Raw genomic sequence first — 25296 nt, 5'->3', positions numbered from 1 at the left:
GGTGCGATCCGACTGCCCGGCCCGGAGGGCGGACGAGGCCTGCTGCTCCTTCGCGCACCACCCGGGAGCCACACCTACGACATCACCGATCCGTCGAGCCCGTCCGCCGGCTCTGATTCCCGCGCCCCCCTGAGAGGAAGTCCGCCCATGGCCGCTCCCCCCGTCTCCTTACCGGCGTCCGGTGTCGACTGGACCGCGCTGCACAACTTCGCCACCCTGCGCGGCCAGCTCCGCGTGTCCTTCACCCCGCGCTGCAACATCGCGTGCTGGTTCTGCCACAACGAGGGCGACGTGCCGCCGCCGCTGACCCGACAGGACCGTTCCCGGCAGCCGCGGCTTCGGCAGCTCGACGCCGACGCGTACCTCGCTGTCATCGGCTCCCTCATGAACGCCGGCCTGAAGCGTGTCTACTTCACCGGCGGTGAGCCGCTGACCTCGCCGATCGCCCGGCCGGTACTGGAGGGCCTGGCCGAGCCGGCCCCGGACGCCTCCTACACGTTGATCACGAACGGGACGCTGATCCGTGCGCACCGCTCCTGGCTGGCCAGGACGCACCTGGACAAGGTGAAGGTGTCCCTGCACTACTTCTCGGACGCTTCGCTGCGGACCATCGCCGGAACGCGTATCGGGATCGGCAAAGTGCTGGACGGCATCGAGGTCGCCCGCGAGATCTTCGAGCGGGTCGAGCTGAACACCCTGTTGCAGAAGGAGAACGCCCACGAGGTCCGGCACATCCTCGACTTCGCCCTGGAACGGCGGCTTCCCGTGCAGTTCATCGAGCTGGTCGGCACCGACTTCAACGAGGGTCGCGCCAACTCCGCGGTGCCGGCCGACGAGATCATCGCGCACCTGCGCACCCTCACCAGCGACGAGCACATCGAGGTCGCCGGGGTCGGGCAGGGGCGCAGGGTCTTCCGTATCGACGGCATCGAGATCGACGTCATCCACCGCGACCTCGGCCGCCACCACGTCGGACAGTGCGGCGCCTGCCCCGTGCGGTCGCGGTGCGTCGAGGGCTTCTGGGCGCTGCGGGTCGACCACGGCGGCGGCATACAGCCCTGCCTGCTCCGCGACGACCTTCGCGTGGACGTGAACGACCTGGTCACGGACCCCTCCCGGCTCGCCCGGGCGGTTGCCGGGCACGTGGCCGCCTTCACGGAGGGGACCCTGTGAGCCTGCCCACTCCGTACCGGCCGCTGTATCCCGACGGGCCGCAGCGCCCGTTCATCGTCCTCGAAGGCGTCTCCGGCATAGGAAAGTCCACCCTCGCCCGGGTCTTGTCCGAGCGGCTGGGCGCGACATCGCTGCACACCCTCCCGACGCCCCACACCGACTGGTCGGCGCTCATCAACACGCGGCTGCGTGCGCTGCCGCAGTTCGCCTTCTATCTGTCCGGGCTGCTGCACGCCGCCGACTCGGTCCGGCTCGCGAGGGCGGTCGGCCCTGTCGTCGCCGACCGTTACGCCTCCTCGGTGGTGGCCTGCCACGCCGCCGTTCACGAGGTCGCCGTCGAGGAGGTCGCCCACCTTCTCGAACCCTTCCGCCCCTACCTGGAGACGCCGACCCGCACCTTCTACCTGGGCTGCTCCGAAGCAGCTCTGCGGGAGCGTCTCGCGGTCAAGCGCGACACCAAGCAGGACGACCTCGACCTGTTCGCCGTGCCCGGCCGACTCGCGCGCCTCCTGACCAACTTCCGGACGGTTCAAGCCGCCGACTCCAGAGCCGTCGCTCTCGACACGGACGGCAAGTCCCCGGACGACCTGGCCGACCAGATCATCGCCGAGTTGGGGGCCCAGGGTGCTTAAGCCCATCGACACCGACGCCGTGATCAGGGACGGCGGCGCGGTCGGCCGCTTCCCCGGCGAGATCCACGAGGGCGTCGCATGGTGGCTCGGGGCCGCCTTCGTCGCCCTCACCGCGGCTGCGCAGTTGGCCGTGGGGAGCGATGGCGGTCCGGTCACGGCCGAGTTCTTCCGCCGACTGTGCCGCGGGGCCGTCAATTCCCGGCATCACGCCTGCCGGGTCACCGCCATCGGCGGCATCACTGAGGACGCTTTTCTCGCCTACACCCGCCACCACCGGCCGCTCGCCGGCGCTTACCTGGCAGCAGCCGACAGCCCGGACGGTACACACGTCATCCGGATCCGGCTCTACGACGCCGACGGCCTGCTGCTCCGGGAGGACACCGGACTCGCTGCCATCCGCCGGATGATCTCCGAGGACCGCGTACCGATCCCCGTCAGCGACAGCGCCCGCGGAACCATCGAGCACATCGCCCCCACGGCCGCGGAGGTGGCTGAATGATCGACGCAGCCGAGATCATCCGCACGCAGACCAGCATCCTGTTCGTCACTCTGGACTCCCTGCGCTACGACACCGCCTGCATCGCCTACGACAACGGCCTGACCCCGCACCTCGCCTCCCTGCTCCCCGAGGGAGGCTGGGAACGCCGCCAGACCCCCGGCACCTTCACCCTCCCCGCGCACATCGCCTTCTTCTCCGGTTTCCTGCCCAAGCTGCCCCAGCCCGAGCAGCCGCCGCGGCTGTGGGAGTGCCGACCGCCCGCGTTCAAGACCGTTCCGCCGCAGACCTTCGTCTTCGACGCCCCCAACCTCCTGACCGGCCTCGCCCAGCACGGCTACCGCAGCATCTGCGTCGGCGGCGTCACGTACTTCTCCCGCGAGACGCCACTCGGCTCTGTCCTGCCCGACCTGTTCGACGAGGACCACTGGCGCCCCGAGTTCTGCTCCCCCGAACCCGACTCCACCCGCCACCAGGTCGACCACGCCCTGGAGATCGCCGGCCGCCACGCCGGCCGCCCCGTCTACCTGTTCGTCAACGTCTCGGCCACCCATGTCCCCCACGGCCACTACCTCGGCGACAGCCGCGACAGCGCCGCCTCCCAGCGGGCCGCCCTCGCCTACGCCGACGCCCACCTCGCCCGCCTGATCACCACCCTCACCGCGACGAAGCGCTGGCTGATCATCCTGTGCGCCGACCACGGCGACGCCTACGGCGAGGACGGCTACCACGGCCGCGGCATCGCCCGCCCGGTCGTCGTGAACGTGCCGTTCGCCGCGATGGTGCGCTGACGGCCGCTAGCCTCGGCCGGTATGAGCGATGCCCCAGCCGTCCGAGACGCGGCCGTCGTCGTAGCGCGGGACGACAACGGCCTCGTAGCTCTCCTCAGCGCCCACTTCCCCGCCCACCAGGGCGACTTCCTCTTCCTGCCCGGCGGCCGGAGGGAAGCAGGCGAGACGCCCGAGGAATGCGCGCGCCGCGAGTTGCGCGAGGAGTCCGGGATCACCGCCACGACGTGGCGACCACTCGGCTCGTACGCCCTCACCGTCTCCTCACCCGCCCGGGTCCACCTCTACGAAGCCCGCGACCTCACCTGCGGACCGCAAGAACTCACGCCCACCGAACAGGACTTCACACTCACCTGGTGGCCCATGCCCGACGCCCTGCACGCAGCCGAGCAGGGTCGGTTCCTGCTCCCCGCAGGCCCGCTGGCCCTCTTCCTGGCAGCCAGGGCCGCGCCCAACTGAGCAGGGCGGAGTGTTCAAAGATCGGCGGATCCGCTGGTCATTGAACGCTCCCCCTTCGCGCGGTGTGCCGTGTCCCGTGGGTACTCGCCGGGAACGGACCGGCCGGGGACCGCGTTTCCCCTCCTGGGGGAGGAGGCCGCGTGAAGAGGACGCGACAGCGCGACCGTGACATGCCGGGCCCGCAGGCGCCCTGGGACGAGATCGTGCCGGGGCTGTGGATGGGGGGACACTACTGGACCGATCCGGCCGGTGAGCTCCAGGCGGTGGTCGTCGACGGGGAGTTCGACCTCGTCGTCAGTCTCTTCACTCGCTCCGGACACGGGCCCCGGGCCGGTGTCGAGCACCTTGTCGCGGAGATCCCGGACGGTCCGCTCGCGCCCCACGACATCGCGGCGGTGCAGCGGCTGGCGCACGCTGCCGTGCGGGCCCTCGAAGGGAGCCGCACCGTACTCGTCCGCTGCCACTCCGGCTACAACCGCTCGGGCCTCGTCGTCGCCCAGGCCCTCGTCCACCTCGGGCACGACCCGGCCGCGGCGATCCGCCTCGTCCGGCGGAAGCGCTCCCCGTGGGCCCTGAACAACACGACCTTCACCGACTACCTGGCCACGGGCCTCGACGTCGCCTACCTCCTGACGGGGCTCCAGGAGTGAACCCCCGGCGCGAGAGGGCGCGCTCGGCCCTACTCCACCATGCGTTCGGCGTCGGCCGGGACCCAGGGGAAGGGCACGTCGGGCCAGCGCGCGGCGGCCCACGCGCCGACGTCGACGGCGAGAACGGCATCGACGAAGGCCTGCGGCGGCCGGTAGCCGTGTGCGGTGACGTAGTGCGTGACCAGGAACGGCGCGGCGTAGGCGATGCCGGGCGCTCCGGGGATCCGGATCTCCCCGTTCCCCCGCGGCGCTTCGTCCTCGGGACACAGTTCGCACTCGTGGAAGCCGAGGCACTCGTTCATCCGCTGGACCTCGTGAACCGCCGTCAGCTTCTCCACGAACGCTGCGGTGACCGCTCCTGTCGGGTACGGCCTGCCGGCGCTCAGCCAGCCGATGTTCAGGCGGGTGTACGCCGGGCGGTACCAGAGCGCGTAGAAGCCCGACGCCCAGTCCGTGAACTCGTCCCTGTCGTGGTAGTCGTACGCGCTGAGATCCTCGTAGTACACCCGCGCATCATCGCCGCCTCGCTCCTTCGCCGTCCAGGGCAGCTACGACCCGTCGGACACGACCTGGTCCCGTGAAGGGTTCCGGGGGCGGGGAAGGGCTTGCCCTCAAGTGCGCTCCAAGGTGTTGGCTGAGGTGCATGAGATATACGCAGCTGGGGCGGACGGGGCTACGGGTCGGGCGGCTCGTGCTGGGGACCATGAACTTCGGGGGGCTGACGGACGAGGCGACCTCGCACGCGCTCATGGACACCGCTCTCGACGCGGGGGTGAACTTCTTCGACACCGCGAACATCTACGGGGTCGACGAGCGCAAGGGGCTCACCGAGGAGGTCCTCGGGCGGTGGTTCGCGCAGGGCGGCGCGCGGCGGGACAAGGTCGTGCTGGCCACCAAGCTGTACGGGAACATGACCAACGACGGCACGCCGTGGAACGTGCAGTCGTGGCCCAACCACGACCGGCTCTCCGCGCTGAACATCCGCCGCGCGGTGGACGCGAGCCTCGCGCGGCTCGGCACGGACCACATCGACGTCTACCAGATCCACCACGTCGACCGGGCCACGCCGTGGGAGGAGATCTGGCAGGCCATGGACGTGCTGGTGGCGCAGGGGAAGATCCTCTACGTCGGCTCCAGCAACGTCGCCGGGTGGCACATCGCGCAGGCCAACGAGACCGCGCGGGCCCGGGGGTCGTACGGGCTGGTCAGCGAGCAGTGCTTCTACAACCTCGCGCAGCGCACCGCCGAGATGGACGTCATCCCGGCGGCGCAGGCGTACGGGCTCGGGGTCATCCCGTGGTCGCCGCTCAACCAGGGGCTGCTGGGCGGCGCGCTGCGCAAGGAGCGGGAGGGCGGCGGCTCGCGGACGTCGGGCGGCCGGTCCGCGGCGGGCCTCGCCGATCCGGCCGTACGGGAGCGGGTCCGCCGCTACGAGGAGCTGTGCGCGCGGGACGGGCTGGAGCCCGGCGAGGTCGCCCTCGCGTGGCTGCTCACCCGGCCGGGCGTCACCGGTCCGATCGTCGGCCCGCGCACCGCTGAGCAGCTCGACTCTGCCCTGCGGGCGCTGGACCTCGACCTCGGCGCCGAATTCCTCGCCGAGCTGGACGCGATCTTCCCGGGCCCGGGGCCCGCGCCGGAGGCTTTCGCCTGGTAGGCGCAGCGGTACGGGAGGTGCGGGGCCGCCGGGCGGAAAACCGGCGGCCCCGCGGCGTACGCATGCCGCATGCCGCATGCCGCATGCCGCAGGTTGCCCCGCCGGGCGCCCCCGCCCGGAACCGTCAGCTCGCCGCCTTCGCGGCGGACCCCCGTATCTCCAGCTCGTCCAGCAGCGTCGCCGTGGCCGCCGCCACCGCCTCGACCGCGGCGTCGAACGCCTCGCGGTTGTGCTTCGCGGGCGCGCGGAAGCCGGAGATCTTGCGGACGTACTGGAGCGCGGCGGCCCGGATGTCCTCGTCGTGGACCTCGGGCGTCATCGGGGGACGCAGGGTCTTGATGCTTCGGCACATGTCTCCAGTGTGCCGCGGGGGTACGACAACGGGGCCGCGCGGCGAAGGGAAGGGGCAACCACGCCCCGCCCCGCAAACGGTTTCGCCCGGCCCCTTGGCGCGCACGCGCCCCAGTGCTTCAATGCCATGCAGTGGTTAGGAAGCTTTCCTAACCATCCGCACAGCCGCGCGCCCTCGCGCGCACCCCGCACGCACCACCCCCCGCCCGAGGCCGCCCCCACCGCACCCTCGCGGTGCCACGGCGGCCGGAAACGGAGACACACGTGCACACGTCCCCCCACCGGAGCCGCCCGACCCGCCGGGTCGCCCTGCTCGCCGCGACCGCGCTCCTCGCGGCCGGCGGCACCTCCCTCGCGCTGGCCGGCACCGGTGCCGCGGCGACCCCCGCCGTCACCGCCCCGCACGCGGCCGGCGCCGGGCTCGCCGACCCGCACAAGAAGGAGATGGCGATGGAGCTGGTCTCCTCCGCCGAGAACTCCACCCTGGACTGGAAGTCCCAGTACAAGTACATCGAGGACATCGGCGACGGCCGCGGCTACACCGCCGGCATCATCGGCTTCTGCTCCGGCACCGGCGACATGCTCGAACTCGTCCAGCACTACACGGACCTGGAGCCCAACAACGGCCTGGCCAAGTACCTGCCCGCGCTGGAGGACGTCAACGGCTCGGACTCCCACGCGGGTCTCGGCTCGGCCTTCGTGAGCGCGTGGAAGACCGCCGCCAAGGACACCGTCTTCCAGCAGGCCCAGAACGACGAGCGCGACGACGTCTACTTCAACCCGGCCGTCAGCCAGGGCAAGGCGGACGGCATCGGCACACTCGGCCAGTTCATCTACTACGACGCGATCGTGATGCACGGCCCCGGCAACGACCCCGTCAGCTTCGGCGGCATCCGCAAGACCGCGATGAAGAAGGCCAAGACCCCGGCGCAGGGCGGCGACGAGACCGCCTACCTCAACGCCTTCCTCGACGCCCGCAAGGCGGCGATGAAAACGGAGGACGCGCACGACGACACCAGCCGCGTCGACACCGAGCAGCGCCCCTTCCTCCAGGCCGGCAACCTCAACCTCGACCCGCCGCTGCACTGGAAGACCTACGGCGACTCCTACCAGATCCTGACCCTCCCCTGACCCCGTAAGCCCCCTCGACGCGCGGCCCGGACGCTCCCGCCATCCAGCACCCGGGCCGCGCCACGACTGTCAGTGCCCTCTGCTCTCATGGTGAGCAGCAACAGCGGACGCACCGGGCGGAGGCGGGAACGTGGGGACGTGGGGCGCGGGGAATTTCGACAGTGACACGGCGGCGGACCACCTCGGGGAGCTGGTCGGGCGGCTCGTGGCCGAGGTCGAGGAGGCGATGGGCGGGGATCCGGTGGAGTTGGAGCCGGACGAATACTGGGGGGTTGCCGTGCCCTGCAATCTGGAGCTGCTGCTCCTGCTGAAGCGGCAGGACTGGCTGGTCGTGACGCTGCCGGCCGCGGAGACGATACGGGGCTGGCAGGAGAGGTTCCTGGCGGTGTGGGAGGGGTCGATCGACGGGCTCGGGCCGAAGCCCGCGTACAAGGACGAGCGCCGGGCAGTGCTCAACGCGACGTTCGACCGCCTGGCCGAGGCGTCGGCCGTGGACGCGGCGGAGTAGCGCGGCCCTGGGGGCGTGCGCCGCGCCTCACGAACCCGCCGCCGCCCGGTCCGAGGCGCTGCGCAGTACGCAGAATTCATTGCCCTCCGGGTCCGCCAGGACCGCCCAGCCCGTGCCGTCGGGCTTGCGGCGGTCCGCGACCAGCGTGGCGCCGAGGGCGAGGAGGCGGGTGACCTCGGCCTCGCGAGTGGTCTCGGGGCGCAGGCACAGGTGGAGGCGGTTCTTGACGGTCTTGGGCTCGGGAACCTGGTTGAAGTAGAGCGTCGGGCCGTCGGCCAGCTCCACCCACGTCTCCTCGTCTCCGGGCCGGCATTCCGGGTCCAGCGGGCGGCCCGTCACCTCGCTCCAGAAGCGCGCCAGCGCGTACGCGTCCGCGCAGTCGATCGCCACGTTCTGCACCACGGAAACCATGCGCGTCAGCCTCCCCGAAAGCGGGCCCGTACGCCAGCGCGGCGAGGCCGCAAAAGATGGGTCATACGGGCGCGAAGGGTGTACGGGGAGGGCTAAGGTGCGGTCGCACGGGGTGCAGGAAGTGCGGGGAGAACGTGGGGAAAGTGTGGGGGTCGCATGCGTGAGATGAGCAAGGGCGCCAACGTCGGGCTCGCGGAGCTGAGTGCCGACTGCGGGGCCGTGGTCGTGGGGCTGGGGTGGAGCAGCGCGACCGGGGACGGGGACGCGGACGTGTCCGTGCTGCTGCTGGACGGGGACGGGAAGGTCCGCGGGGACGGGGATTTCTACTTCTACAACCACCCTGCCGCCGACGACGGCAGCGTGCAGCTGCTGGGGAAGACGCCCACCGCGAACGGCAGCGAGGACCGGATCTCGCTCGACCTCACCGCGGTGCCGGACGGCGTGGAGCGGATCGTGGTCGCGGCGAGCCGGTACGGGGGGCAGGGGTTCGGGGATCTGGAGGACCTGCGGCTGACGCTCGCCGACCGCGGCGGCGACGAACTGCTGGGCTTCTCCGCGCACGGGCTCGACGAGATGCGGGCGGTCATCTTCGGGGAGCTGTACCGGCGCGACGGCGGGTGGAAATTCCGCGCCGTCGGGCAGGGGTACGCCACCGGGCTCGCCGGGCTCGCCACCGACTTCGGCATCGACGTGGACGACGACGGGGAGGAGGCGGCGGAGACGGCGGAAGGGACCGCGGAGGCCGCCGACGCCCCGGAGCCGCACACGCCGGAGGCCCCGCAAGCGTCGGAAGCCCAGAAAGACCCGCAAGCCCCGCAAGCAGAAGCCCCCAAGCGGCCCCGCACCGCGCGCAAGAAGGTCACGCTGCCCGCCGTCGCCCGCAAGTCCCTCGCCGAGAACGACTCCTGGCACGCGGCCCGGCTCTTCCCGTGCGGCGCGCTCAAGAGCGACCGGGAGCGGGAGACACGGGCGACGTCCGTGCTGCTCGCGGTCATGGCGCAGGTGCCGGAGTACGGGCGGCGGCTCACCGCGGGGTTCGGCGCGCCCGCGGGGCGGATGGAGACGTACACCGAGGTGACGCTGCCGCACGGCGAGGCCCCGCGGCGGCCGGACGGCGTCATCCGGGTGGAGCGCGCGGGCAAGCTGTGGACGGCGCTGGTCGAGACGAAGACCAACGGCAACGCGCTGCGCGCCGCCCAGGTGCAGGAGTACATGGACATCGCCGCGCGGCGCGGCTACGAGGCGGTCATCACCGTCTCCAACGACGTGGCGCTGGACGGCCGTCCGGCGGTCGAGGTGAAGACGGACGGCCGCCGCAAGCACAAGGTCGCGCTGTGGCACCTGTCGTGGGCGGAGGCGGCGCACCAGGCGCAGATGCTGATCCGGCACGAGGGTGTCGGCAACGCCGCGCACGCGTGGCTGCTCCAGGAGCTGCTGCACTACCTCCAGCACGACAGCTCCGGCTGCCACGGCTTCCAGAACATGGGCCCGGCGTGGGTGCCCGTACGCAGGGGCATCGACGAGGAGACGCTGTGCGAGGGCGACCCGCGCGCGGTCGAGGTCGTGGCGAGCTGGGAGCAGCTCGTCCGGCAGGTGTGCCTGCGGCTCGGCGGTGAGCTGGGCCAGAAGGTGCTGCCCGTGCAGCGGGTGAAGCGGGGGACGGACCCGCAGACCCGGCGGGTCGCGCAGGCCGACACGCTGTGCAGGGAGGGGCGGCTGTTCGCCGAGCTGCGGATCCAGGACGTCCCCGGTGTGCTGGGGCTCACGGCGGATCTGCGCACGGGGCGGCTGCGGACGTCCATCGAGGTGGACGCACCGGAGCAGGGCCAGCCGCTGACGTGGGCGAAGCGGCTGATGCGGCAGCTGGGCGAGGCGCCCGCCGACGTCCACGTGGAGACGCTGACGGACGGCCAGGCCACGGGCCCGCGCGGCACGCTGGAGAAGCTGCGCCCCGAACCGGCCGACCTGCTCCCGCGCGACGGCGCCCGCGTCACCGGTTTCCGTATCTCCCTGCTCAAGGGCATGGGCAGCACCCGGGGCAGCGCCGAATCCAGCTTCATCCGCAGCGTCGACACCGCCGTGGACCGCTTCCACGGCAGCGTCGTGACAGTCCTGGAACGACGGCTCCCCACCCCGCGCAAGTCCCCCGACCCGGCGGCCGGCTGAGGGGTGCCCCGCACGGCCGGGGGCGGGCGGGCCCGGACGCCCCCGGCCGCCACCGGGCGGTTCGCCGGGCGCGGGCGCACCGGAGGGTCAGAGCGCCACGACGTCCAGCGCCTGTTCCAGGCCCTTGAAGTCGTCGGCGTTGCGGGTGAAGAGGGGAAGTCCTCGTACGGAGGCGATGGCAGCGATCATCAGGTCCATCCTGCGGGGCCGGGGGTCGCGGCCGGACGCGAGGGTGAGCGTGACGAGGGTCCCGTAGCGGGCGGCCGCGTCGGCATCGAAGGGCAGCGCGTCGAAATCCGCGACGGCCGCGCCGAGCTTCTCCATACGGGCGGCGCGGGTCGCGGGCTCCTTCGCCATTGCCACGCCCTGGTGGAGCTCTGCCAGCGTGACGGCTGTCAGCTCGGGCGCGCGGGGGAGGTCCGAGGCGTCGAGAAGGCCCAGATCGATGTAGGTGCAGGTGTCCAGGACACCCGACTGATGGCGCTCAGCCACGAGCACGCTCCCAGGGGTCCTGGTCGTCGTCGCCCACGCGGTCGGCACCGCCGAAGAACTCTTCCGCTTCCTGACGCATCTGCGCGTAGTCGACCTGCGGTAGCCCCCGGTGCCGTGCCACCAGGTCCTCGGCACTGGGTCGGCGTCGCCGGGTCAGTGGACGCAACTCGGCGACCTCGGTCCCGTTACGCGTGATGTGGTACGTCTCCCCGGCCTCGACCGCATCCATGACCGCCGCGGAGTTGTTGCGGAACTCGCGCTGACTGATGGTCTTCATCCCCCCACTGTAGCGCCGCGTGTCCCGTGGGGCTACAGGGAAGAAGGGGAGCCCCCGGCCGGTGGCCCGCCGAGGGCTCCGGGTCCGGAGAATTCAGCAGCACCCGTCGTGATGGTGCTCCGGCCGGTGCCACCAGTACGCCTCGCGGGCCGGGGTCTGGGGGACGTCCTCGGCCCGGAGGGGGGAAGTGGCCGCCGGGCGGGGTGGGGTTGCGGTCAGGGTGGCGACGGAGTGGAGGACGCCCGCGGTCATGACGTGGTGGACGGCGGCGGCGGCCTGGATGTCGGTCAGGGGGTTGCCTGCGACGAGGGAGAGGTCGGCAAGTTTGCCGGGGGTGACCGTGCCGAGGTGGGGGGTCATGCCGAGGGTGCGGGCGGCGGTGGTGGTGGCGGCGCGGAGGGCCTGGTAGGGGGTGGCGCCGTAGCGGACCATCGTCTGGAGGTTGAGGTGGTAGTAGATGGCCGCGGGGACGAGGGGGCTGTCGGTGCCGACGCCGACCTGGGCGCCGCGGGCCAGCAGGGCGGCGACGGTGGCGCCGTGGTGGGAGGTGAAGGCGATTTCGTCGACGGGCTCGGTGGCCTGCGCGGCGGCGACGGCGCCGCTGAAGTCGGCGTATTCGAGGGTGTTCATGAGCGAGGTGAGGCGCGGGTCGCCGACGGCCCACTCGGCGTAGCGGAAGAGGCCCGCACGGGTGGTGGCCAGGCCCGCGCCGGACAGGCCCATCGTCGGGGTGAAGGACATGCCGGAGGCGACGAGCGGTTCGGTGACGTCCTCGTGGGTGTGGCCGAGGAAGGTCTCCTTCTGGCGGCGGCCGTAGCGGCTGGTGCCGCCGAGGTGCTCGGCGCCGTCCGCGCCGAAGGTGAGCGGGCCGAAGAGGTAGTGCGAGGTGGCGGGCAGGCCGAGGCGGTGGACGGAGCGGACGGCGGCGCGGTGCAGCGCGTACGGCAGCCGGACGTACGCCTTGAGCAGGTCGTGGCCGAGGGCCTCGGCCTTGGCGACCTCGCGCTCGACCTCCTCCTCGCTGGTGGTGGGGCGGCCGACGCCGTAGTAGAGGCGGTTGCCCTCCAGGGCGTCGCCCGCGGCGAACAGGCGCGGGCCGACGCGGCGGCCGGAGTCGACGGCCTCCTTCGTCTCGACGGAGACGTAGTGCGCGCCGCCGGGGGAGCGCAGCGTCGTGACGCCGAAGGCCAGCCACAGCTTGAGGGTCTCGGCGCGCTGCCAGGGCGCGTGCTCGTGCAGCGCGACGAGGCCGGGCATCGCGGTCAGCTCACGCGCGTCGACCGTACGGTGGCCGGTGACGGCGCCGCGCCGGACGACCTCGGCGATGCGGTTGCCGTCCACGACCACGTCCACGTCGTGCCGCAGCGACTGCGACGTGCCGTCCCACAGCGCCCCGACCTGCACGACCGTGCGGCCCGAGGGGCGGGCCTGCCGCCACGTCAGCTTCGTGGGGACGGTCGTGGCGCGGCCGGTGCGCGCGTCGGCGAGGCGGATCGCGCCGTCGCGGAGGTAGACCAGGGAGCGGGAGTCGGCGCTCCAGCCGGGCGCGTCCGCGGTCTCGCCGTTCAGCTCGCGCGCGGGGCCGGTCGGGCGCCCGGCGGCGTCGAGTGCGCTGACGTGCAGGGTGCCGCCGACGACGTAGGCCGTACGGGTGCCGTCCGGGGAGTGGACGGGGCCGGCGTCGATCCGGTTGGACAGGCACTTGCCCGGCACCGGGTCGTCGTAGACGACCTCGCCGCTCGCGAGGTCGACGGTCAGGACGCGGTTGGCGCCCTCGCGGTAGCGCGCGGTCGCGGGTACGAGCGAGACGACCGACAGCTTGCGGCCGTCCGCCGTGTACGTGGGCTTGCCGAATCCGCTGAGCGGGCCGGTGACGTTGCGGACGGCGCCGGTCGCGATGTCGACCGTCATCAGGATGCTCGACCAGTAGAGGAAGGCGACCGTGGCGCCGTCCGGGCTGAAGACGGGGGCGGACAGATAGCCCTGGAGGTCGGTGAGCTGCCGGTTCTCGCCGGTGGTCAGGTCGTGCAGCCACAGGTCGGCCGCGTTGCCGCCGCGGTCGCTGACGTGGACGAGGAGGGTGCCGTCCGGGTGCCAGGCGGGGTCGGTGTTGACCGCGCCGTCCGAGACGACGGCCCGGGGCGCCGAGCCGATCCGGCCGACCCAGATGTCGCCGAGCGCGGCGAAGGCGATACGGCCGCCGTCCGGCGACAGGCACGGGCCGATGACGCCCTTGACCGGGCGCGCGGCCGTCGAGTCGAAGTCCCGGGGCGAGGGCCGCTCGGGCACGCGCGGCACGGTGAGGTGGGCGGCGAAGGGCACCTCGCGGAAGGCGGCGGCCCCGAGCCTGCGGCGGCGGATCTTGCCGTCCGCGGTGTAGAGGAGGTCCTTCGGACCCGTCCAGCGCGCGGCGAACGGGAAGACCTCCTCCCCCTCGGCGGAGACCGGGGCGCCGTCCACGACGAGCCGGGCGGCGGAGGAGGTGAGGTGGACGTACGCGAGCTTCGTGCCGTCCGGGGAGTAGGACGGGCCCGCGACCTGGCCCTCGGTGACGGTGACGAGCGTCGTACGGGTGCCGGACGCGTCGACCTCGACGACGGACTGCGGGGTGTCGGCGGTGCCCGCGGTGAAGACCAGGGCCTGGCCGTCCGGGCGCCAGGAGGGCTGCGCCTCCTGGACGGTGACGTCGGTGCCGGTGGTCCAGCGGCGCGCCTCGCCGGTGTGCAGGTCGAGGACGTGGACGACGTAGTGGCCGTCCGTCTCGGCGGTGTACGCGACGCGGGTGCCCTCCGGGGAGAAGCGCGGCTCGCGGTGGTCGAGGGCGCCCTCGGTCAGGCGGCGGGCACCGGTGCCGTCGACGCGGGCCAGCCACAGCTGGAAGTTGGCTTCGGCGTAGGACTGGTAGACCAGGTGGCGGCCGTCCGGGGAGACGTCGGGCTCGCTGGCCTCGGTGTCGATGCCGGTCAGGCGGGTGGCCTCGCCGCCGGACGCGGGGAGCGTCCACAGCATGTTGAGCAGGTCGAGGACGACCGTGCGGCCGTCGGGGGTGAGCACCGCGGAGGCGTTGGTGGCGGACGTGACGGTGACCGGGCGCGGGGAGCCCTCGGCTAACGCCGGGGAGTTGTCGGAAGCCGCCGCGTCGGGGGCGAGCCCGGCCAGCGGGCCGCCCAGCCAGACCGCACCGGCCCCGGCCGCGGCCGTGCCGCCCTGCCGGATGAGTGATCTCCGGGAAATCTCCACGGATGTGCCCCCTGTTCGTCGGGTGGTGCGCGCCGGAATGCGGCCCGGCCCGTCGCGACGACACCCGTCAGGGCGCGCGCGCCGGACCGCTGCGCGCCGCTGGAGGGTGGCACACACCTCTTGAGGGGGTCTTGCTGATCGTTTTCCCGCGCGGTTAGGGTCGCCGTGACGACGGGAGAGATCCGATGTCTCCCGCGCGCCAGCGCCCTGAACACGCCCCGCATCTCACCACGAAAGTCCCCGCATGCTGCGCTACCAGCTCACCCACCCGACGATTCTGGCCGCCCTGGCGTCCGCGGGCCACGGCTCCCGGATCCTGGTCAGCGACGGCCACTACCCGCACACCACCGGCGCCCACCCCGCCGCCGAGCGCGTCTACCTCAACCTCGCGCCCGGCCGGATGCTGGTCACCGAGGTGCTGGCCGCCCTCGCCGACGCCGCCCCGATCGAGGCCGCGACCGTCATGACGCCGCCCGAGGGCACCCCCGAGCCCGAGGTCTTCGCCGAATTCCGCGCCGCGCTCCCCCACCTCCCGGCGCTCGGCACGCTCGACCGCTTCGCCTTCTACGACGCCGCCCGCGGCCCCGACACGGCCCTCGTCGTCGCCACCGGCGACCGCCGCACGTACGCCAACCTGCTGCTCACCCTGGGCGTCCGCCAGGACTGACCGGCGCGAGCGGCAGCCGGACGCGGAAGGTCGCGCCGCGGCCCGGCGCGGTGTCCAGCTCGACGTGCCCGGAGTGCGCGGCGACGAGCGCGGCAACGATGGACAGGCCGAGGCCCGCGCCGCCGCCGCCCGCCCGCGTACGGGAGGCGTCCGTGCGGTAGAAGCGCTCGAAGACCCGTGCGGCCTGCGCCTGCGTCAGGCCGGGACCGCTGTCGGCGACCTCCAGCATGCCGTGGCCGCCCTGCGTGCCGACGCCGATCCGGACGGGCGTGCCCGGCGGGGTGTGGGCCACCGCGTTGCCGACGAGGTTGGCGACGACCTGCCGCAGCCGGGCCTCGTCGCCGAGTACGGGCGCGGCGGCGGGCGGGCCCTCGCCGCCCGGTCCGGTCAGCGTGACCTTGCGCGTCGGGTCCAGCGCGGTGGTGTCGTGCAGCGCGTCCACCGCGAGGGTGCGCAGGTCCATCGGGGCGAGCTGCACGGGGCGCAGTTCCTCGGTGCGCACGAGCGTGAGCAGGTCCTCGACGAGCCCGCCGAGGCGTACGGCCTCGCTCTCGATACGGGCCATGGTCCGCCGGACGTCCGCCTCGTCGGGCAGCGCGCCCATCCGGTACAGCTCGGCGAAGCCGCGGATGCCCGCGAGCGGGGTGCGCAGCTCGTGGCTGGCGTCGGCGACGAAGCGGCGCATCTGCTCCTCGGACTCCGCGCGCGCGGCGAAGGCCGACTCGATCTGCGCGAGCATGCCGTTGAGGGCGGAGGCGAGGCGGCCCGCCTCGGTGTGCGGGGAGGCCGCGGGCATCCGGTGCGACAGCGGGCGGCCCGCGGCGATCTCCACCGCGGTCGCCTCGATCCGCCGCAGCGGCCGCAGCCCCGCCCGTACCGCGAACCAGGCCGCCGCCCCCAGCAGCGCGGCGACCACCGCGCCGATGAGCCAGAAGGCGGTGCTCAGCCGGGAGGTCGTGGACGACACGTCGTCCAGCGAGGCCGCGACGACGACACCGGCGGGCGGGGTGCGGCCCGACCCGGCCGCGGTGGCCGTGACCGGCATGACGAGCACCCGCCAGCGCCCGCCGCCGTGGTCGCTGGCGACGTCGAAGGGCTTGCCGAAGCGCGCGGCGAGGGCGTCGGCGTCCAGCTCGGGCCACAGCGGGCGCGGGTCGCCCGCGGCGACGGGCAGCCGGAACTGGTCGGAGATCCGCCCGTCCGCGGACGCGAAGGCCACCACGAACTGGCTCGGCAGCCACGGCCGGTTGCCGGGCCGGATGGTGCGCGGCTCCGGGACGCCCTCGGTGCCGAGCCGCTGCGCGAGCGGCCCGCCGTACCGCTCCAGCTGCTGGTCGACGCGCTGCACCAGCCGGGAGCGGACGGAGCCGAGCACCACGGTGTCGCTCACCGCGAGGCCCAGCAGCCCGAGCACGAGCGAGAGCAGCACCAGCCGGGAGCGCAGCGACAGCGCGGAGGGGCGCCATCTCCTGAGGTGGCCGGCCATGTCAGGCTTGCGGCTGCGGCGGACGGCGCAGCACGTAGCCGACCCCGCGCACGGTGTGGATGAGCTTGGCCGCGCCGTCCGCGCCGGAGTCGACCTTGCGCCGCACGTAGGAGATGTACGACTCGACGATGCTGAGGTCGCCGCCGAAGTCGTACGCCCACACGTGGTCCAGGATCTGGATCTTGGAGACGACCCGGTCGGCGTTCGCCATCAGATACGCCAGCAGCTTGAACTCGGTCGGCGACAGCGACACCGGGCGGCCCGCCCGGGTGACCTGGTGGCCGACGGTGTCGAGCTCCAGGTCGCCCGCGACGAGCCGGCCGTCGTCGGTCGGGCCGCCGGTGCGGCGCAGGATGGCGCGGATGCGGGCGATCAGCTCCTCCAGGCTGAAGGGCTTGGTGACGTAGTCGTCGCCGCCCGCCGTCAGGCCGCTGATCTTGTCCTCGACGCCGTCGCGCGCGGTCAGGAAGAGGACGGGTATGTGGTCGTCGGCGGCCGCCCTGCCGTGCCGCCCGGCTTCCTCGCGCAGCCGCCCGACCACGGCGAAACCGTCCATGTCGGGGAGCATCACGTCGAGGACGACGAGGTCGGGCCGCTGCCGCGCGACGGCCGCGAGCGCCTCCGCGCCGGTCGCCGCGGAGTCGACCTGGAAGCCGACGAAGCGCAGCGACGCGGACAGCAGCTCCCGGATGTTCGGCTCGTCGTCGACGACGAGGAGCCGGGCTTCGGGCGTCTCCATGGTGCTGCCTCCTGGACCTTCGGAGTCGGTGTCCTGCCGGTCCGGTCAAACGAAAAGAGGGTCGTACGGTGCCGCGACCTGCTGTCGGCCGCGCCACCGTACGTCCCCGAGCTGTGAACGCCTCCGGTCAGTTGCCGCCCCCCGTGCCTGCGGTGCCGCCGCCCCCGCCGAAGCCGAAGCCGCCGCCGAAGCCGGTCGGTGCGGCCTCGCCCTGGGTCACGGTGGTCGCGGTGACGTCGCCGGAGGAGCCCTTGGTGCCGTTGACGGTCACCGTCTGGCCCGGCTTGAGGTCGGAGACCTTGCCGTCCTTGGACTCGGTGACCTTCGTCGACTTGCTGGTGGTGACCTTGACGGTGTTGCCCTGTGCGTCGGTGACGTAGATCGTGTCGCCGTCGACGAGCTTGACCGTGCCGACGGTCAGCCCGCCGCCCGCGGCCGTGCCCGCGCCCGTACCCGCACCGTCGAAGCCGCGGCCCGTACCCGTACCCGTACCGCCGAAACCGCGGCCCGTGCCGCCGGTCGCTCCGGCGCCCGCGGTCGCGCCGCCGCGGGCGTTGGCGAGGGCCGCGAAGGGGTTGGCGGCGGCGTTGTTGCCGTGGTGCTTCTCGACGTACACGCCGCCGATGAACGCGCCCGCCGCGACGATGCACGCCGACAGGGTGAGCGTCAGCCACGGCAGCTTGCGGCGCGGCGGGGCGGCCAGCTCCGCCGAGATGTCGCGGGCGTCCGGCGGCTCGGCGAGGATGTCCTCGGGCCGTACGGCGGGCAGGCCGCCGCCCTCGATCACCTCGGCGCCGCGCTGGACCACCACGGCACCGGTGTGCTCCTCCGGGACGAGCGGCAGCAGGTCCGTGCCGGAGTCGTCCGCCTTGACCAGCTCGGAGCGGCGTCGCGCCATGGCGGCCCCTTCCTCTCGTTCCTCGTGTCTGATCGTCATGAGTCGTGTCGCCCGCTCACTCGTGCCGCAGGGCCTCGATGGGCCGCAGGCCCGCGGCCCGGTTGGCGGGGTAGCCGCCGAAGAACAGCCCGATGGCGACGGCGATGGCGAAGGCGCCCCACACCGACTCCGGGATGATCACCGGTTTTATGCCGACGATCGTGAAGTGCGAGCCGATCAGCCCGCCCACGACCCCGAGCCCGCCGCCGATCAGCGACAGCAGCGTGGACTCGGCCAGGAACTGCCCGAGGATCACCCCGCGGGGCGCGCCGATCGCCTTGCGGATGCCGATCTCCCGGGTCCGCTCGGTCACCGTCACCAGCATGATGTTGGTGATGCCGATCCCGCCGACCAGCAGCGAGATCGCGGCCACCGCGCCCAGCAGCACCGTGAAGGTCTTGTTGGTGTCGGACTGGGTGTCCAGCAGCGACTGCTGGCTGCTGACCGAGAAGTCGAGCGAGTTGGGGTCCTTCAGGCCGTGCTGGGACATCAGCACGGTCGTGATCTCGCTCTGCGCCTGCGTGGTGGCGCCCGACGAGGTCGCCTCGACCAGGATCTGGTTGACCGAGCCGAAGCCGGTGAAGGCGTTCTGCACGGTCGGCAGCGGTGCGATCACCGTGTCGTCCGGGTCCTGGAAGCCGGTGCCGCCCTTGGTGGCCAGCACACCGACCACGGTGAAGGGGGTACCGCCGATGACGACCTTCTTGCCCACCGGGTTCGCCGTCCCGAACAGGTCGGTGGCCGTCGTCGAGCCGATGACCGCGACCTTGCGGGTGTTGAGGACGTCGTCGGCGGAGAAGTAGTCACCCTTCTCGACCTTGCTGTTGGACGCCTCGAAGTACGCCGGGTAGGTGCCGACGACCTGGCCGACCGTGTGCGACGTGCCGTCGTACACCGCCGTCTGGGACGTGGTGACCTCCGGCGCGACCGACTTCACGTGCGGTACGGCCGTGGTGTCGGCGATCGCCCGGGCGTCGTCCACGGTCAGCGGCTTGGTGCCGGTCGAGGACGACCCGCCGCGGCCGCCGCCGAAGCCCGTGCCGGAGGTGATGGTCAGCGAGTTGGTGCCGAGCTTCTCGATGCTGTCCTTGACGGACTGCGAGGAGCCATTGCCGACCGCCAGCAGGATGATCACGGCGGCCACGCCGATCAGCACGCCCAGCATCGTCAGCGCCGAGCGCACCTTGTTGGCGGCCAGGCCGCCGACCGCGAAGCGCAGCGTCTCCAGGGGGTTCACCGCGAACCCCCCGCCGGTCCGGCGATCGCCTGCGGAGCCGTGTGGGGTGCCTCCTGGGCGAAGAGCGCCGCGTCGCGCAGCGCGGGCGGCGGGCCCTCGACCGGCGCCTGCCGGACGTCGGCGACGATCTGCCCGTCCACCAGCCGCACGACGCGCTTGGCGTGCCGGGCGACCTCGTCCTCGTGGGTGATCAGGACGACGGTGCGCCCCGACGCGTTGAGCCGGTCCACGATCGAGAGCACTTCCTCCGTGCTGTGGCTGTCCAGGTTGCCGGTCGGCTCGTCGGCCAGCAGCATCGCCGGTGCGGTGACCAGCGCGCGGGCCACGGCCACGCGCTGCTGCTGGCCGCCGGACAGCTCGTTGGGGCGGTGGTCCATCCGGTCGGCGAGGCCGACCAGCTCCAGCGCCGCCATCGCCCGGCGGCGCCGCTCGGAGGTCTTCACCCCGGCGTAGGCCAGCGGGAGTTCGACCTGGGCGAGCGCGGGGGTGCGCGGCACCAGGTTGAACGACTGGAAGACGAAGCCGATCTTGCGGTTGCGGACGAGCGAGAGCTGGTGCTCGTCGAGACCGCCGACGTCGATGCCGTCCAGCAGGTAGCGGCCGGAGGTCGGCACGTCCAGGCAGCCCAGGATGTTCATGAGCGTGGACTTGCCGGAGCCGGAGCTGCCCATGACCGCGACCATGTCGCCCTGCTCGACGACCAGGTCGACACCGGACTCCTCGCCGGTCACCGCGTCGGGCGGGCCGCCCAGCGCGCGGACGATCGCGTCACCGGTGCCGTACGTCTTGCGCAGCGACCGCACCTCGATGACGGGAGGCGGGCCCCACGGGCTCTCCTCCACCGCTTCCTCGGGTGGCGCGGCGCCCCCTTTGCGGTGGGCGCCGCCGCCCAGGCCGAACCTCATCAGCGGCCACCCGCGCCCTGCCGGAAGCCGCCGCCCGCGCCGCCGAACCGGTTGCCGCCGCCGAGGTTGCCGATGCCGCCGGGGAAGGCGCCGCTCGGGAAGCCGTTGCTGCCGGACGCGGCGACGCTCGCGATCTGCACCTGCTGGCCCTCGGTCAGGCCGCTGGTGATCTGGTCGGTCGAGTCGCCCTCGACGCCCACGGTGACGTTGGTGCGGGTGGTGGAGCCGTCCTGGTTGACGACCGTCACCGTGCGGTTGCTGCCCGTACCGGACACCGCGGCGGTCGGCACGGTGAGCGTGTCGGTCGCGGTGGCCGTCGTGACCTGGATGCTGGCGCTCAGGCCGGTCCGCAGGTTGGACGTGTCGCTGGTGATCTGGAGCACCGCCGGGTATTGCACGGCGCTGCCGGAGGAGCCCGCGCCCGAACCCGAGCTGCTGCTCGCCGGGAGCGAGCTGATGGACAGCACCTTGGCGTCCAGGACGGTGCCGGACTCCGCGTTGAGGGTGACGGTGGCGGTCTGGCCCGCCTTGATCTTGAGCGAGTCGGCCTCCGAGAAGTTCGCGGTGACCTGCATGCCGGAGGGGTTCGTCAGCACGATGAAGCCGCTGAGCGAGCCCGAGGAGGAACTGCTGGAGCTGGAACCGGAGTTGGAACCGCCGCCGGAGCCGGAGCCGCTGCCGCTGCCGGACGTGCCGGAGACGGTGTCGCCCTTCTCGCCGTCGACCGAGGCGACCGTGCCGGCCACCGGGGCCTTGAGCGTGGTGCCGTCGACCGCGCGCTGGTCGGCGTCGACCTGGTTCTGCGCCTGCGTGACCTGGGCCTGCGCCTGCGCGAGCTGCGCGGCGTCGACGGTCGGGGTGGGCGAGGGGGTCGGCGAGGCCTGCTCGCCGCCGCGGCTGCTGCCGGAGCTGCCGTTGGAGGAGGAGGCGGGGATCTCGCCGGCCTCGACCTTCGTGAGGTTGGCCTCTGCGGCGTCGAGGGACGCCTGGTCCTGCTGGAGGGTCGCCTTCGCGTCCGTCGCGTCGACCTTGGCCAGTACCTGGCCCTTCTTGACCTTGTCGCCCGGCTTGACCTTCACCTCGGTGAGCGTGCCGCCCGTGGTGAAGTTCAGGCCCGCGTCGCTGGGTGAGACCAGGGAGCCGGAGCCGGACACCGTCGCGGAGACCGTTCCCTTGGAGACGGTCGCCACCCGCGCGGTGCTGCTGCCGGTGGACTTGGCGCCGTCGTCGTGGACGGCCGCGTAGGCGCCGCCGGCGCCCGCGAGGACGACCACGCCGAGCACCGAGTTGATCAGGGCGGCCCTGCGCCGCCGTGGAAGCACCTTCATGACCCGCATCCTGGCGGGACACTCCTTTGATGCCCTGGGAGGAGCCTGGGAGTTCCCTGGGAGGACATAAGCCGCTTGTACGACGACAGGCCGCATTGCGTCCTCGGGGGTGTCCGCCTCGTCCCTTCAGGACGGTTCTGCTCCCCGGGAACTCACAGGTGGCGGTCGGGTAGCGCCTACGTGCGTGGGGTTCAGTCATGGGCTGCCGCCCTGCGCACGCTCCTTTCCCCGCGCGCACGTGCAGGGCGGCAGCATCCGTTCCCGCCCCTTGAGGAGACCCCGGCCATGACCTGGACCCCCACCACCGCACTGCGGGCCGGCGCGTCGGTCGCCGTCCTCGCCTCGGGAGCGCTGCTGCTCGCGGCCTGCTCCTCCGGCGGGGGCTCGGGATCCTCCGACGCGAAGTCCTCGACGTCGGCGTCCGCGTCCTCCTCCGCGTCCGGCGCCGCGGACATGGCCGCGTACCGCGACTGCCTCGCGAAGAACGGCGTCCAGCTCCCCAGCTTCTCCCCGGGCCAGGGCCGCCCCTCGGGCCGCCCGTCCGGCATGCCGAGCGGCCGCCCCACCGACGGCAAGGGCTTCCGCGGCGGCTTCCCCGGCTTCGGCGGCGCGTCCGCCGACCCCAAGACCCAGAAGGCGATGCAGGCCTGCGAATCCCTGCGCCCCCAGTTCAACCGCGGCGCCGGCGGCGGGGGCGGCGCCGACTCCAGCGCCTTCGCGGCCTTCACCAGCTGCCTGAAGGACCACGGCGTGACCCTCCCGACCACCTCCGCCTCCCCCGGCGCGACCGGCCGCCGCGGCGGCATGTTCAACGGCCTCAACACGTCCGACCCCAAGATCGCCAAGGCCTACACCACCTGCAAGCCCCTCCTCCCCTCCCGCCCGACGCCTTCGGCGACCTGACCCCGGGCCCGCGGCCGTAAAACGTCTGCCCCCTCCGCAGGGACGGAGGGGGCAGCCCCTTTTCCGGCTCAACGCCCGCCGCGAATCACCCGGGCCCGAGGCCCAGTTCTTCCGCGGGACCGCCCTCGGAACCGTCATCCGTGCACAGAGCCCACACCATCTTCCCGATGCCTTCCCGGTCGCTCACGCCCCACCTGCCGCCGGTGATCGCGTCCACCAGCGCCAGACCGCGTCCCGACTCCTCGTCGCCGGACGCGTCACGCTGCTCCGGCTTGCCGTCACTCGCGTCGTGCACCTCGATGCGCACCGCGCGCCCCAGCCGCTCGAACCGCGTACGGATCACGTGCCCGCGCGGCTCACGCGCATGACGGACGCTGTTCGTGACCAGCTCCGAGACGACGAGCTCGGCGGCACCCGAGAGGTGCGCGAGTCCCCAGGCGGCAAGGGAGCGGACGAGCAGACGTCGTGCCCTGCCCACCGAACAGGGGCCGTGCGGCCACGACTTCACGACGACGAGGGGTGACTCCGCACCGGATCCGGCCGTTTCCGCGGTCACCGCGCGGCCCCCCGGCACATGTTCGAGCGGTGGTTAAGCTCATGCATGTCGACGCTCCTTGGTAAGCGTTGGCCATGCCCCCGGGCCGGTCGCACGGTCGCGGGGGTCTGTCTCGCTCTAGGCAACCGGTGCGCTACGTACAGCGGTACCGTTGAGGCGCAGGCGCCTTTTAAGAGCGTTAAGCCGCGTGGGGAGCGAGCCCATGAGCGACCGTCAGCCGAACGAAGGTCTGACACGGCTGTACCGCGAGACCGGCTGGACGCTGCGCCAACTGGCCCAGGAAGTGAACAAGGTCGGTACCGAACGGGGAACGCCGACCCGCTACCAGCCGCCATCGGTTCACCAGTGGCTGGACGGGCATCTGCCCAAGGAGAGTGCGCGCCCGCTGGTTCTCGAAGCTTTCGCACGTCGGTTGGGGAGGCCTGTCACCCGGGCCGAGGCTGGATTTCCGCCGTTGACGGGCCGGGAGACCGACACCGAACCTGGCATGGTGGAAGACCTCGTCGACATGGGGAGGGAAGACATGGACCCGTCCCGCCGGAAAGTTCTCGCGGCGAGTCTTTACGCCGCTGCGCTGCCCGTACCCGCCTACGCGGAGTTGGTAGGCCGGACGAAGGCCGGCGCCGCCGGGCGGACCGCCAGGATCGGGGCGGGAGAGGTCGGCACCGTGCGGACGATGACCGAGCGGATCGCGGACATTCTCGACGAGTTGGGGGGCGGGCACGCCAGGCCCATGGCCGCGGCCTTCCTCGTCAACACGGTCGGGCCGTACCTGCGGGCGCAGGCCTCGGACGAAGTGCGGAAGGACCTGCTGTCCGCGGTGTCCGACCTGGTCTACCTCACCGGGTGGATGGCCATGTACGAGCGGGCGCACGGGCTGGGGCAGCGGTATTACCTGCACGCGCTGAAGCTCGCGGCCGCCGGGGAGGACCACGTCACGTACTGCCGGACGCTGCGCGGCATGGCGCTCCAGGCAGCCAACCTGAAGCACGCCGGTAAGGCGCTGTCACTCGCGGACGCCGCCGCCGAAGTCGCGCCCAAGGCCGGGCCGCGCCTGCGGGCGTTCCTCGGCGGGCAGCAGGCGCAGGGCGCCGCGATGGTCGGCGACAAGCAGCTCGCGTTCACTCGCCTCGCCGAGACGGAGGCGGCCCTTTCCAAGGCGGACGACCGCCGGGACGCGATCGGCGGCTACGACCGGGCGGCGTACCTCTTCCACGTCTCCGGCGTCCGCCACGCCCTGGGCGACGTCCACGGCGCGATCACCTCGCTGCGGGAGTCCAACCGCGTCCGCCCGCCGGTCGAGAAGCAGGGCCGCGCCCACGCCAACGGCCTGCTCGCCCAGCGCCAACTGGAGGTCGGCCACCTCGAAGCCGCCTGCGCGACATGGCACGCGTTCCTCGACGACTACGAGCACCTGTCCTCGTCCCGCGCCGACGAGCACTTCGACACCCTGCGCACGTCCCTCCGCCCCTACCTCACCCACACCGGCGCCCGCCAGGTGCACGACCGGGCCCGCCAGGTGGCCCGCCTGAAGACGACCTGACGACCGCCCCGCCGCTTAACGCTCTTAAAAGCCACCTCCGCTTCAGCAGTACCGCAGAGCGTGTTCCTCCGGTTGCCTGGAGTGACACAAACGAGGACAGCCGAGGAGGAGATGTGCGGACTCTCGCCGACACGGAGACAACTGCGCCTACCCCGTGGGGATTGCGCCGCATGGTGCCGCTGCGCAACGGTTCCCCGTCGCCTTGGCAGTACGCGGGGATCGACCCCGCGACACAGACGGGCCGGTACACCAGCGGTGTCTCCATATCCACGATCGCCGAGCAGACCAACCGCTCCCTACGGATTCGTCCACCGGCTCCTGAGCGACTGCGGCGTGCCGCTCCGCAGCCGGGGTGGCGCCGCCAGGGGCCGCAAGGCGGCGGCCGCGGAAAAGCCCGGCCGTGGGCGGGGGGAGCGGCAGTGATGAGCCAGGAAACTGCTTTTCAGCCGATCTCCGATGGCCAGTCCGTTCGGCGGCGCGTAGCCGCATGCAAGGGGAGGTGTCTTGGCTGGCGTCGCAGCTGGCAAACGGGCCGAGGCGTCTTCCGACCGCACGATGAACCACCAC

26 protein-coding genes and 1 pseudogene are annotated in these 25296 nt (G+C 72.6%); 14 read left to right on the top strand and 13 right to left on the bottom strand.

The features are described from left to right. Positions 1 to 147 precede the first annotated feature (147 nt). From ACH4SL_RS20795 to ACH4SL_RS20770, 6 genes are all read left to right on the top strand, one after another. Entirely contained in the window at positions 148 to 1173 is a 1026-nt protein-coding gene (locus tag ACH4SL_RS20795) for a radical SAM protein (protein WP_398447527.1), read from the top strand. After that, positions 1170 to 1805 (top strand): dTMP kinase, encoded by a 636-nt coding sequence (locus tag ACH4SL_RS20790; RefSeq protein WP_398447525.1) that lies wholly within the window; start codon positions 1170 to 1172, stop codon positions 1803 to 1805. The genes ACH4SL_RS20795 and ACH4SL_RS20790 overlap by 4 nt, the downstream gene beginning before the upstream one ends. Next, positions 1798 to 2304 carry a hypothetical protein gene (locus ACH4SL_RS20785; RefSeq protein ID WP_398447523.1) on the top strand — a complete coding sequence of 169 codons (507 nt, stop codon included), beginning with the start codon at positions 1798 to 1800 and terminating at the stop codon, positions 2302 to 2304. Before ACH4SL_RS20790 ends, ACH4SL_RS20785 begins: the two co-directional genes overlap by 8 nt. Further along, entirely contained in the window at positions 2301 to 3092 is a 792-nt protein-coding gene (locus ACH4SL_RS20780) for an STM4013/SEN3800 family hydrolase (RefSeq protein WP_398447521.1), read from the top strand. The genes ACH4SL_RS20785 and ACH4SL_RS20780 overlap by 4 nt, the downstream gene beginning before the upstream one ends. Positions 3093 to 3113: 21 nt before the next feature. After that, entirely contained in the window at positions 3114 to 3548 is a 435-nt protein-coding gene (locus tag ACH4SL_RS20775) for an NUDIX domain-containing protein (RefSeq protein ID WP_398447519.1), read from the top strand. Positions 3549 to 3688: 140 nt separating this feature from the next. Further along, a complete protein-coding gene (locus ACH4SL_RS20770) occupies positions 3689 to 4198 on the top strand; it encodes a protein phosphatase (protein ID WP_398447517.1) in 510 nt (169 codons plus the stop codon). 29 nt (positions 4199 to 4227) lie between these two features. Here ACH4SL_RS20770 and ACH4SL_RS20765 read toward each other — a convergent pair whose 3' ends face one another. Then, positions 4228 to 4704 (bottom strand): hypothetical protein, encoded by a 477-nt coding sequence (locus ACH4SL_RS20765; protein ID WP_398447515.1) that lies wholly within the window; start codon positions 4702 to 4704, stop codon positions 4228 to 4230. 137 nt (positions 4705 to 4841) lie between these two features. On the opposite strand from ACH4SL_RS20765, the gene ACH4SL_RS20760 reads away from it, so the two are divergent. Beyond that, positions 4842 to 5852 carry an aldo/keto reductase gene (locus ACH4SL_RS20760; RefSeq protein WP_398447513.1) on the top strand — a complete coding sequence of 337 codons (1011 nt, stop codon included), beginning with the start codon at positions 4842 to 4844 and terminating at the stop codon, positions 5850 to 5852. A 124-nt stretch (positions 5853 to 5976) separates the two neighbouring features. Here ACH4SL_RS20760 and ACH4SL_RS20755 read toward each other — a convergent pair whose 3' ends face one another. Next, positions 5977 to 6204, bottom strand: a complete 228-nt coding sequence (locus tag ACH4SL_RS20755; protein ID WP_398174698.1) for a DUF2277 domain-containing protein — start codon at positions 6202 to 6204, stop codon at positions 5977 to 5979. 263 nt (positions 6205 to 6467) lie between these two features. On the opposite strand from ACH4SL_RS20755, the gene ACH4SL_RS20750 reads away from it, so the two are divergent. Together ACH4SL_RS20750 and ACH4SL_RS20745 are read left to right on the top strand one after the other, a co-directional pair. Next, positions 6468 to 7334 carry a chitosanase gene (locus tag ACH4SL_RS20750; RefSeq protein ID WP_398447511.1) on the top strand — a complete coding sequence of 289 codons (867 nt, stop codon included), beginning with the start codon at positions 6468 to 6470 and terminating at the stop codon, positions 7332 to 7334. A 130-nt stretch (positions 7335 to 7464) separates the two neighbouring features. Further along, positions 7465 to 7842, top strand: coding sequence for a DUF4259 domain-containing protein (locus tag ACH4SL_RS20745; protein WP_398447509.1), 378 nt, complete (start codon positions 7465 to 7467; stop codon positions 7840 to 7842). Between the two features lie 27 nt (positions 7843 to 7869). On the opposite strand, the gene ACH4SL_RS20740 is transcribed toward ACH4SL_RS20745, so the two are convergent. Continuing rightward, the gene (locus ACH4SL_RS20740; RefSeq protein ID WP_398447507.1) at positions 7870 to 8253 is read right to left on the bottom strand and encodes a VOC family protein; all 384 of its coding nucleotides are present in this window, start codon (positions 8251 to 8253) and stop codon (positions 7870 to 7872) included. Between the two features lie 156 nt (positions 8254 to 8409). Here ACH4SL_RS20740 and ACH4SL_RS20735 point away from each other — a divergent pair, with 156 nt between their 5' ends. Then, a complete protein-coding gene (locus tag ACH4SL_RS20735) occupies positions 8410 to 10419 on the top strand; it encodes a TerD family protein (RefSeq protein WP_398447505.1) in 2010 nt (669 codons plus the stop codon). 87 nt (positions 10420 to 10506) lie between these two features. Here the strand turns inward: ACH4SL_RS20735 and ACH4SL_RS20730 are convergent, their stop codons facing one another. The 3 genes from ACH4SL_RS20730 to ACH4SL_RS20720 all read right to left on the bottom strand — a co-directional run bounded on the left by ACH4SL_RS20730 (position 10507) and on the right by ACH4SL_RS20720 (position 14428). Beyond that, positions 10507 to 10911 carry a type II toxin-antitoxin system VapC family toxin gene (locus tag ACH4SL_RS20730; protein ID WP_398447503.1) on the bottom strand — a complete coding sequence of 135 codons (405 nt, stop codon included), beginning with the start codon at positions 10909 to 10911 and terminating at the stop codon, positions 10507 to 10509. Next, positions 10904 to 11188 (bottom strand): type II toxin-antitoxin system Phd/YefM family antitoxin, encoded by a 285-nt coding sequence (locus ACH4SL_RS20725; RefSeq protein WP_398447501.1) that lies wholly within the window; start codon positions 11186 to 11188, stop codon positions 10904 to 10906. The genes ACH4SL_RS20730 and ACH4SL_RS20725 overlap by 8 nt, the downstream gene beginning before the upstream one ends. Before the next feature lie 93 nt (positions 11189 to 11281). Further along, complete coding sequence (locus ACH4SL_RS20720) at positions 11282 to 14428, bottom strand: amidohydrolase family protein (protein ID WP_398447499.1); 3147 nt, start codon at positions 14426 to 14428, stop codon at positions 11282 to 11284. A 244-nt stretch (positions 14429 to 14672) separates the two neighbouring features. Between ACH4SL_RS20720 and ACH4SL_RS20715 the strand changes: the two genes are divergently transcribed. After that, a complete protein-coding gene (locus ACH4SL_RS20715) occupies positions 14673 to 15095 on the top strand; it encodes an RbsD/FucU family protein (RefSeq protein ID WP_398447497.1) in 423 nt (140 codons plus the stop codon). Here the strand turns inward: ACH4SL_RS20715 and ACH4SL_RS20710 are convergent. The 6 genes from ACH4SL_RS20710 to ACH4SL_RS20685 form a co-directional block, all read right to left on the bottom strand. Beyond that, a complete protein-coding gene (locus ACH4SL_RS20710; RefSeq protein ID WP_398447495.1) occupies positions 15070 to 16581 on the bottom strand; it encodes a sensor histidine kinase in 1512 nt (503 codons plus the stop codon). The genes ACH4SL_RS20715 and ACH4SL_RS20710 overlap by 26 nt on opposite strands. A gap of 1 nt (position 16582) precedes the next feature. After that, positions 16583 to 17320: a response regulator transcription factor gene (locus ACH4SL_RS20705; protein WP_398447493.1), complete on the bottom strand. Its 738-nt coding sequence runs from the start codon at positions 17318 to 17320 to the stop codon at positions 16583 to 16585. Positions 17321 to 17447: 127 nt separating this feature from the next. Further along, positions 17448 to 18218, bottom strand: coding sequence for a hypothetical protein (locus ACH4SL_RS20700; protein ID WP_398447491.1), 771 nt, complete (start codon positions 18216 to 18218; stop codon positions 17448 to 17450). A 55-nt stretch (positions 18219 to 18273) separates the two neighbouring features. Then, positions 18274 to 19494 carry an ABC transporter permease gene (locus ACH4SL_RS20695; protein ID WP_398447489.1) on the bottom strand — a complete coding sequence of 407 codons (1221 nt, stop codon included), beginning with the start codon at positions 19492 to 19494 and terminating at the stop codon, positions 18274 to 18276. Beyond that, entirely contained in the window at positions 19491 to 20399 is a 909-nt protein-coding gene (locus ACH4SL_RS20690; protein ID WP_398447487.1) for an ABC transporter ATP-binding protein, read from the bottom strand. The genes ACH4SL_RS20695 and ACH4SL_RS20690 overlap by 4 nt, the downstream gene beginning before the upstream one ends. Then, entirely contained in the window at positions 20399 to 21727 is a 1329-nt protein-coding gene (locus ACH4SL_RS20685; protein WP_398447485.1) for an efflux RND transporter periplasmic adaptor subunit, read from the bottom strand. Before ACH4SL_RS20685 ends, ACH4SL_RS20690 begins: the two co-directional genes overlap by 1 nt. Positions 21728 to 22012: 285 nt before the next feature. Here ACH4SL_RS20685 and ACH4SL_RS20680 point away from each other — a divergent pair, with 285 nt between their 5' ends. Further along, a complete protein-coding gene (locus ACH4SL_RS20680; RefSeq protein ID WP_398447483.1) occupies positions 22013 to 22630 on the top strand; it encodes a hypothetical protein in 618 nt (205 codons plus the stop codon). Between the two features lie 85 nt (positions 22631 to 22715). Here ACH4SL_RS20680 and ACH4SL_RS20675 read toward each other — a convergent pair whose 3' ends face one another. Further along, complete coding sequence (locus tag ACH4SL_RS20675) at positions 22716 to 23186, bottom strand: ATP-binding protein (RefSeq protein WP_398447481.1); 471 nt, start codon at positions 23184 to 23186, stop codon at positions 22716 to 22718. A 202-nt stretch (positions 23187 to 23388) separates the two neighbouring features. Here ACH4SL_RS20675 and ACH4SL_RS20670 point away from each other — a divergent pair, with 202 nt between their 5' ends. Then, positions 23389 to 24729: a hypothetical protein gene (locus tag ACH4SL_RS20670; RefSeq protein ID WP_398447479.1), complete on the top strand. Its 1341-nt coding sequence runs from the start codon at positions 23389 to 23391 to the stop codon at positions 24727 to 24729. A 170-nt stretch (positions 24730 to 24899) separates the two neighbouring features. After that, positions 24900 to 25152 (top strand): annotated as a pseudogene (locus ACH4SL_RS20665) (helix-turn-helix domain-containing protein). The last annotated feature ends 144 nt before the right edge of the window (positions 25153 to 25296 follow it).

Source organism: Streptomyces sp. NPDC021020, from assembly GCF_044333285.1.
Classification (GTDB): Bacteria; Actinomycetota; Actinomycetes; order Streptomycetales; family Streptomycetaceae; genus Actinacidiphila.
The sequence above is the reverse complement of the archived record's forward strand: the minus strand, read 5'-3'. Positions and strand labels throughout refer to the sequence as shown.

Bases quoted from the DNA above. Each gene is read 5' to 3' on its own strand.
- ACH4SL_RS20795 (WP_398447527.1), top strand. From the start codon at position 148: ATGGCCGCTCCCCCCGTCTCCTTACCGGCGTCCGGTGTCGACTGGACC.
- ACH4SL_RS20780 (WP_398447521.1), top strand. From the start codon at position 2,301: ATGATCGACGCAGCCGAGATCATCCGCACGCAGACCAGCATCCTGTTC.
- ACH4SL_RS20775 (WP_398447519.1), top strand. From the start codon at position 3,114: ATGAGCGATGCCCCAGCCGTCCGAGACGCGGCCGTCGTCGTAGCGCGG.
- ACH4SL_RS20760 (WP_398447513.1), top strand. From the start codon at position 4,842: ATGAGATATACGCAGCTGGGGCGGACGGGGCTACGGGTCGGGCGGCTC.
- ACH4SL_RS20755 (WP_398174698.1), bottom strand. From the start codon at position 6,204: ATGTGCCGAAGCATCAAGACCCTGCGTCCCCCGATGACGCCCGAGGTC.
- ACH4SL_RS20740 (WP_398447507.1), bottom strand. From the start codon at position 8,253: ATGGTTTCCGTGGTGCAGAACGTGGCGATCGACTGCGCGGACGCGTAC.
- ACH4SL_RS20735 (WP_398447505.1), top strand. From the start codon at position 8,410: ATGCGTGAGATGAGCAAGGGCGCCAACGTCGGGCTCGCGGAGCTGAGT.
- ACH4SL_RS20725 (WP_398447501.1), bottom strand. From the start codon at position 11,188: ATGAAGACCATCAGTCAGCGCGAGTTCCGCAACAACTCCGCGGCGGTC.
- ACH4SL_RS20715 (WP_398447497.1), top strand. From the start codon at position 14,673: ATGCTGCGCTACCAGCTCACCCACCCGACGATTCTGGCCGCCCTGGCG.
- ACH4SL_RS20710 (WP_398447495.1), bottom strand. From the start codon at position 16,581: ATGGCCGGCCACCTCAGGAGATGGCGCCCCTCCGCGCTGTCGCTGCGC.
- ACH4SL_RS20705 (WP_398447493.1), bottom strand. From the start codon at position 17,320: ATGGAGACGCCCGAAGCCCGGCTCCTCGTCGTCGACGACGAGCCGAAC.
- ACH4SL_RS20700 (WP_398447491.1), bottom strand. From the start codon at position 18,218: ATGGCGCGACGCCGCTCCGAGCTGGTCAAGGCGGACGACTCCGGCACG.
- ACH4SL_RS20690 (WP_398447487.1), bottom strand. From the start codon at position 20,399: ATGAGGTTCGGCCTGGGCGGCGGCGCCCACCGCAAAGGGGGCGCCGCG.
- ACH4SL_RS20685 (WP_398447485.1), bottom strand. From the start codon at position 21,727: ATGAAGGTGCTTCCACGGCGGCGCAGGGCCGCCCTGATCAACTCGGTG.
- ACH4SL_RS20680 (WP_398447483.1), top strand. From the start codon at position 22,013: ATGACCTGGACCCCCACCACCGCACTGCGGGCCGGCGCGTCGGTCGCC.
- ACH4SL_RS20670 (WP_398447479.1), top strand. From the start codon at position 23,389: ATGAGCGACCGTCAGCCGAACGAAGGTCTGACACGGCTGTACCGCGAG.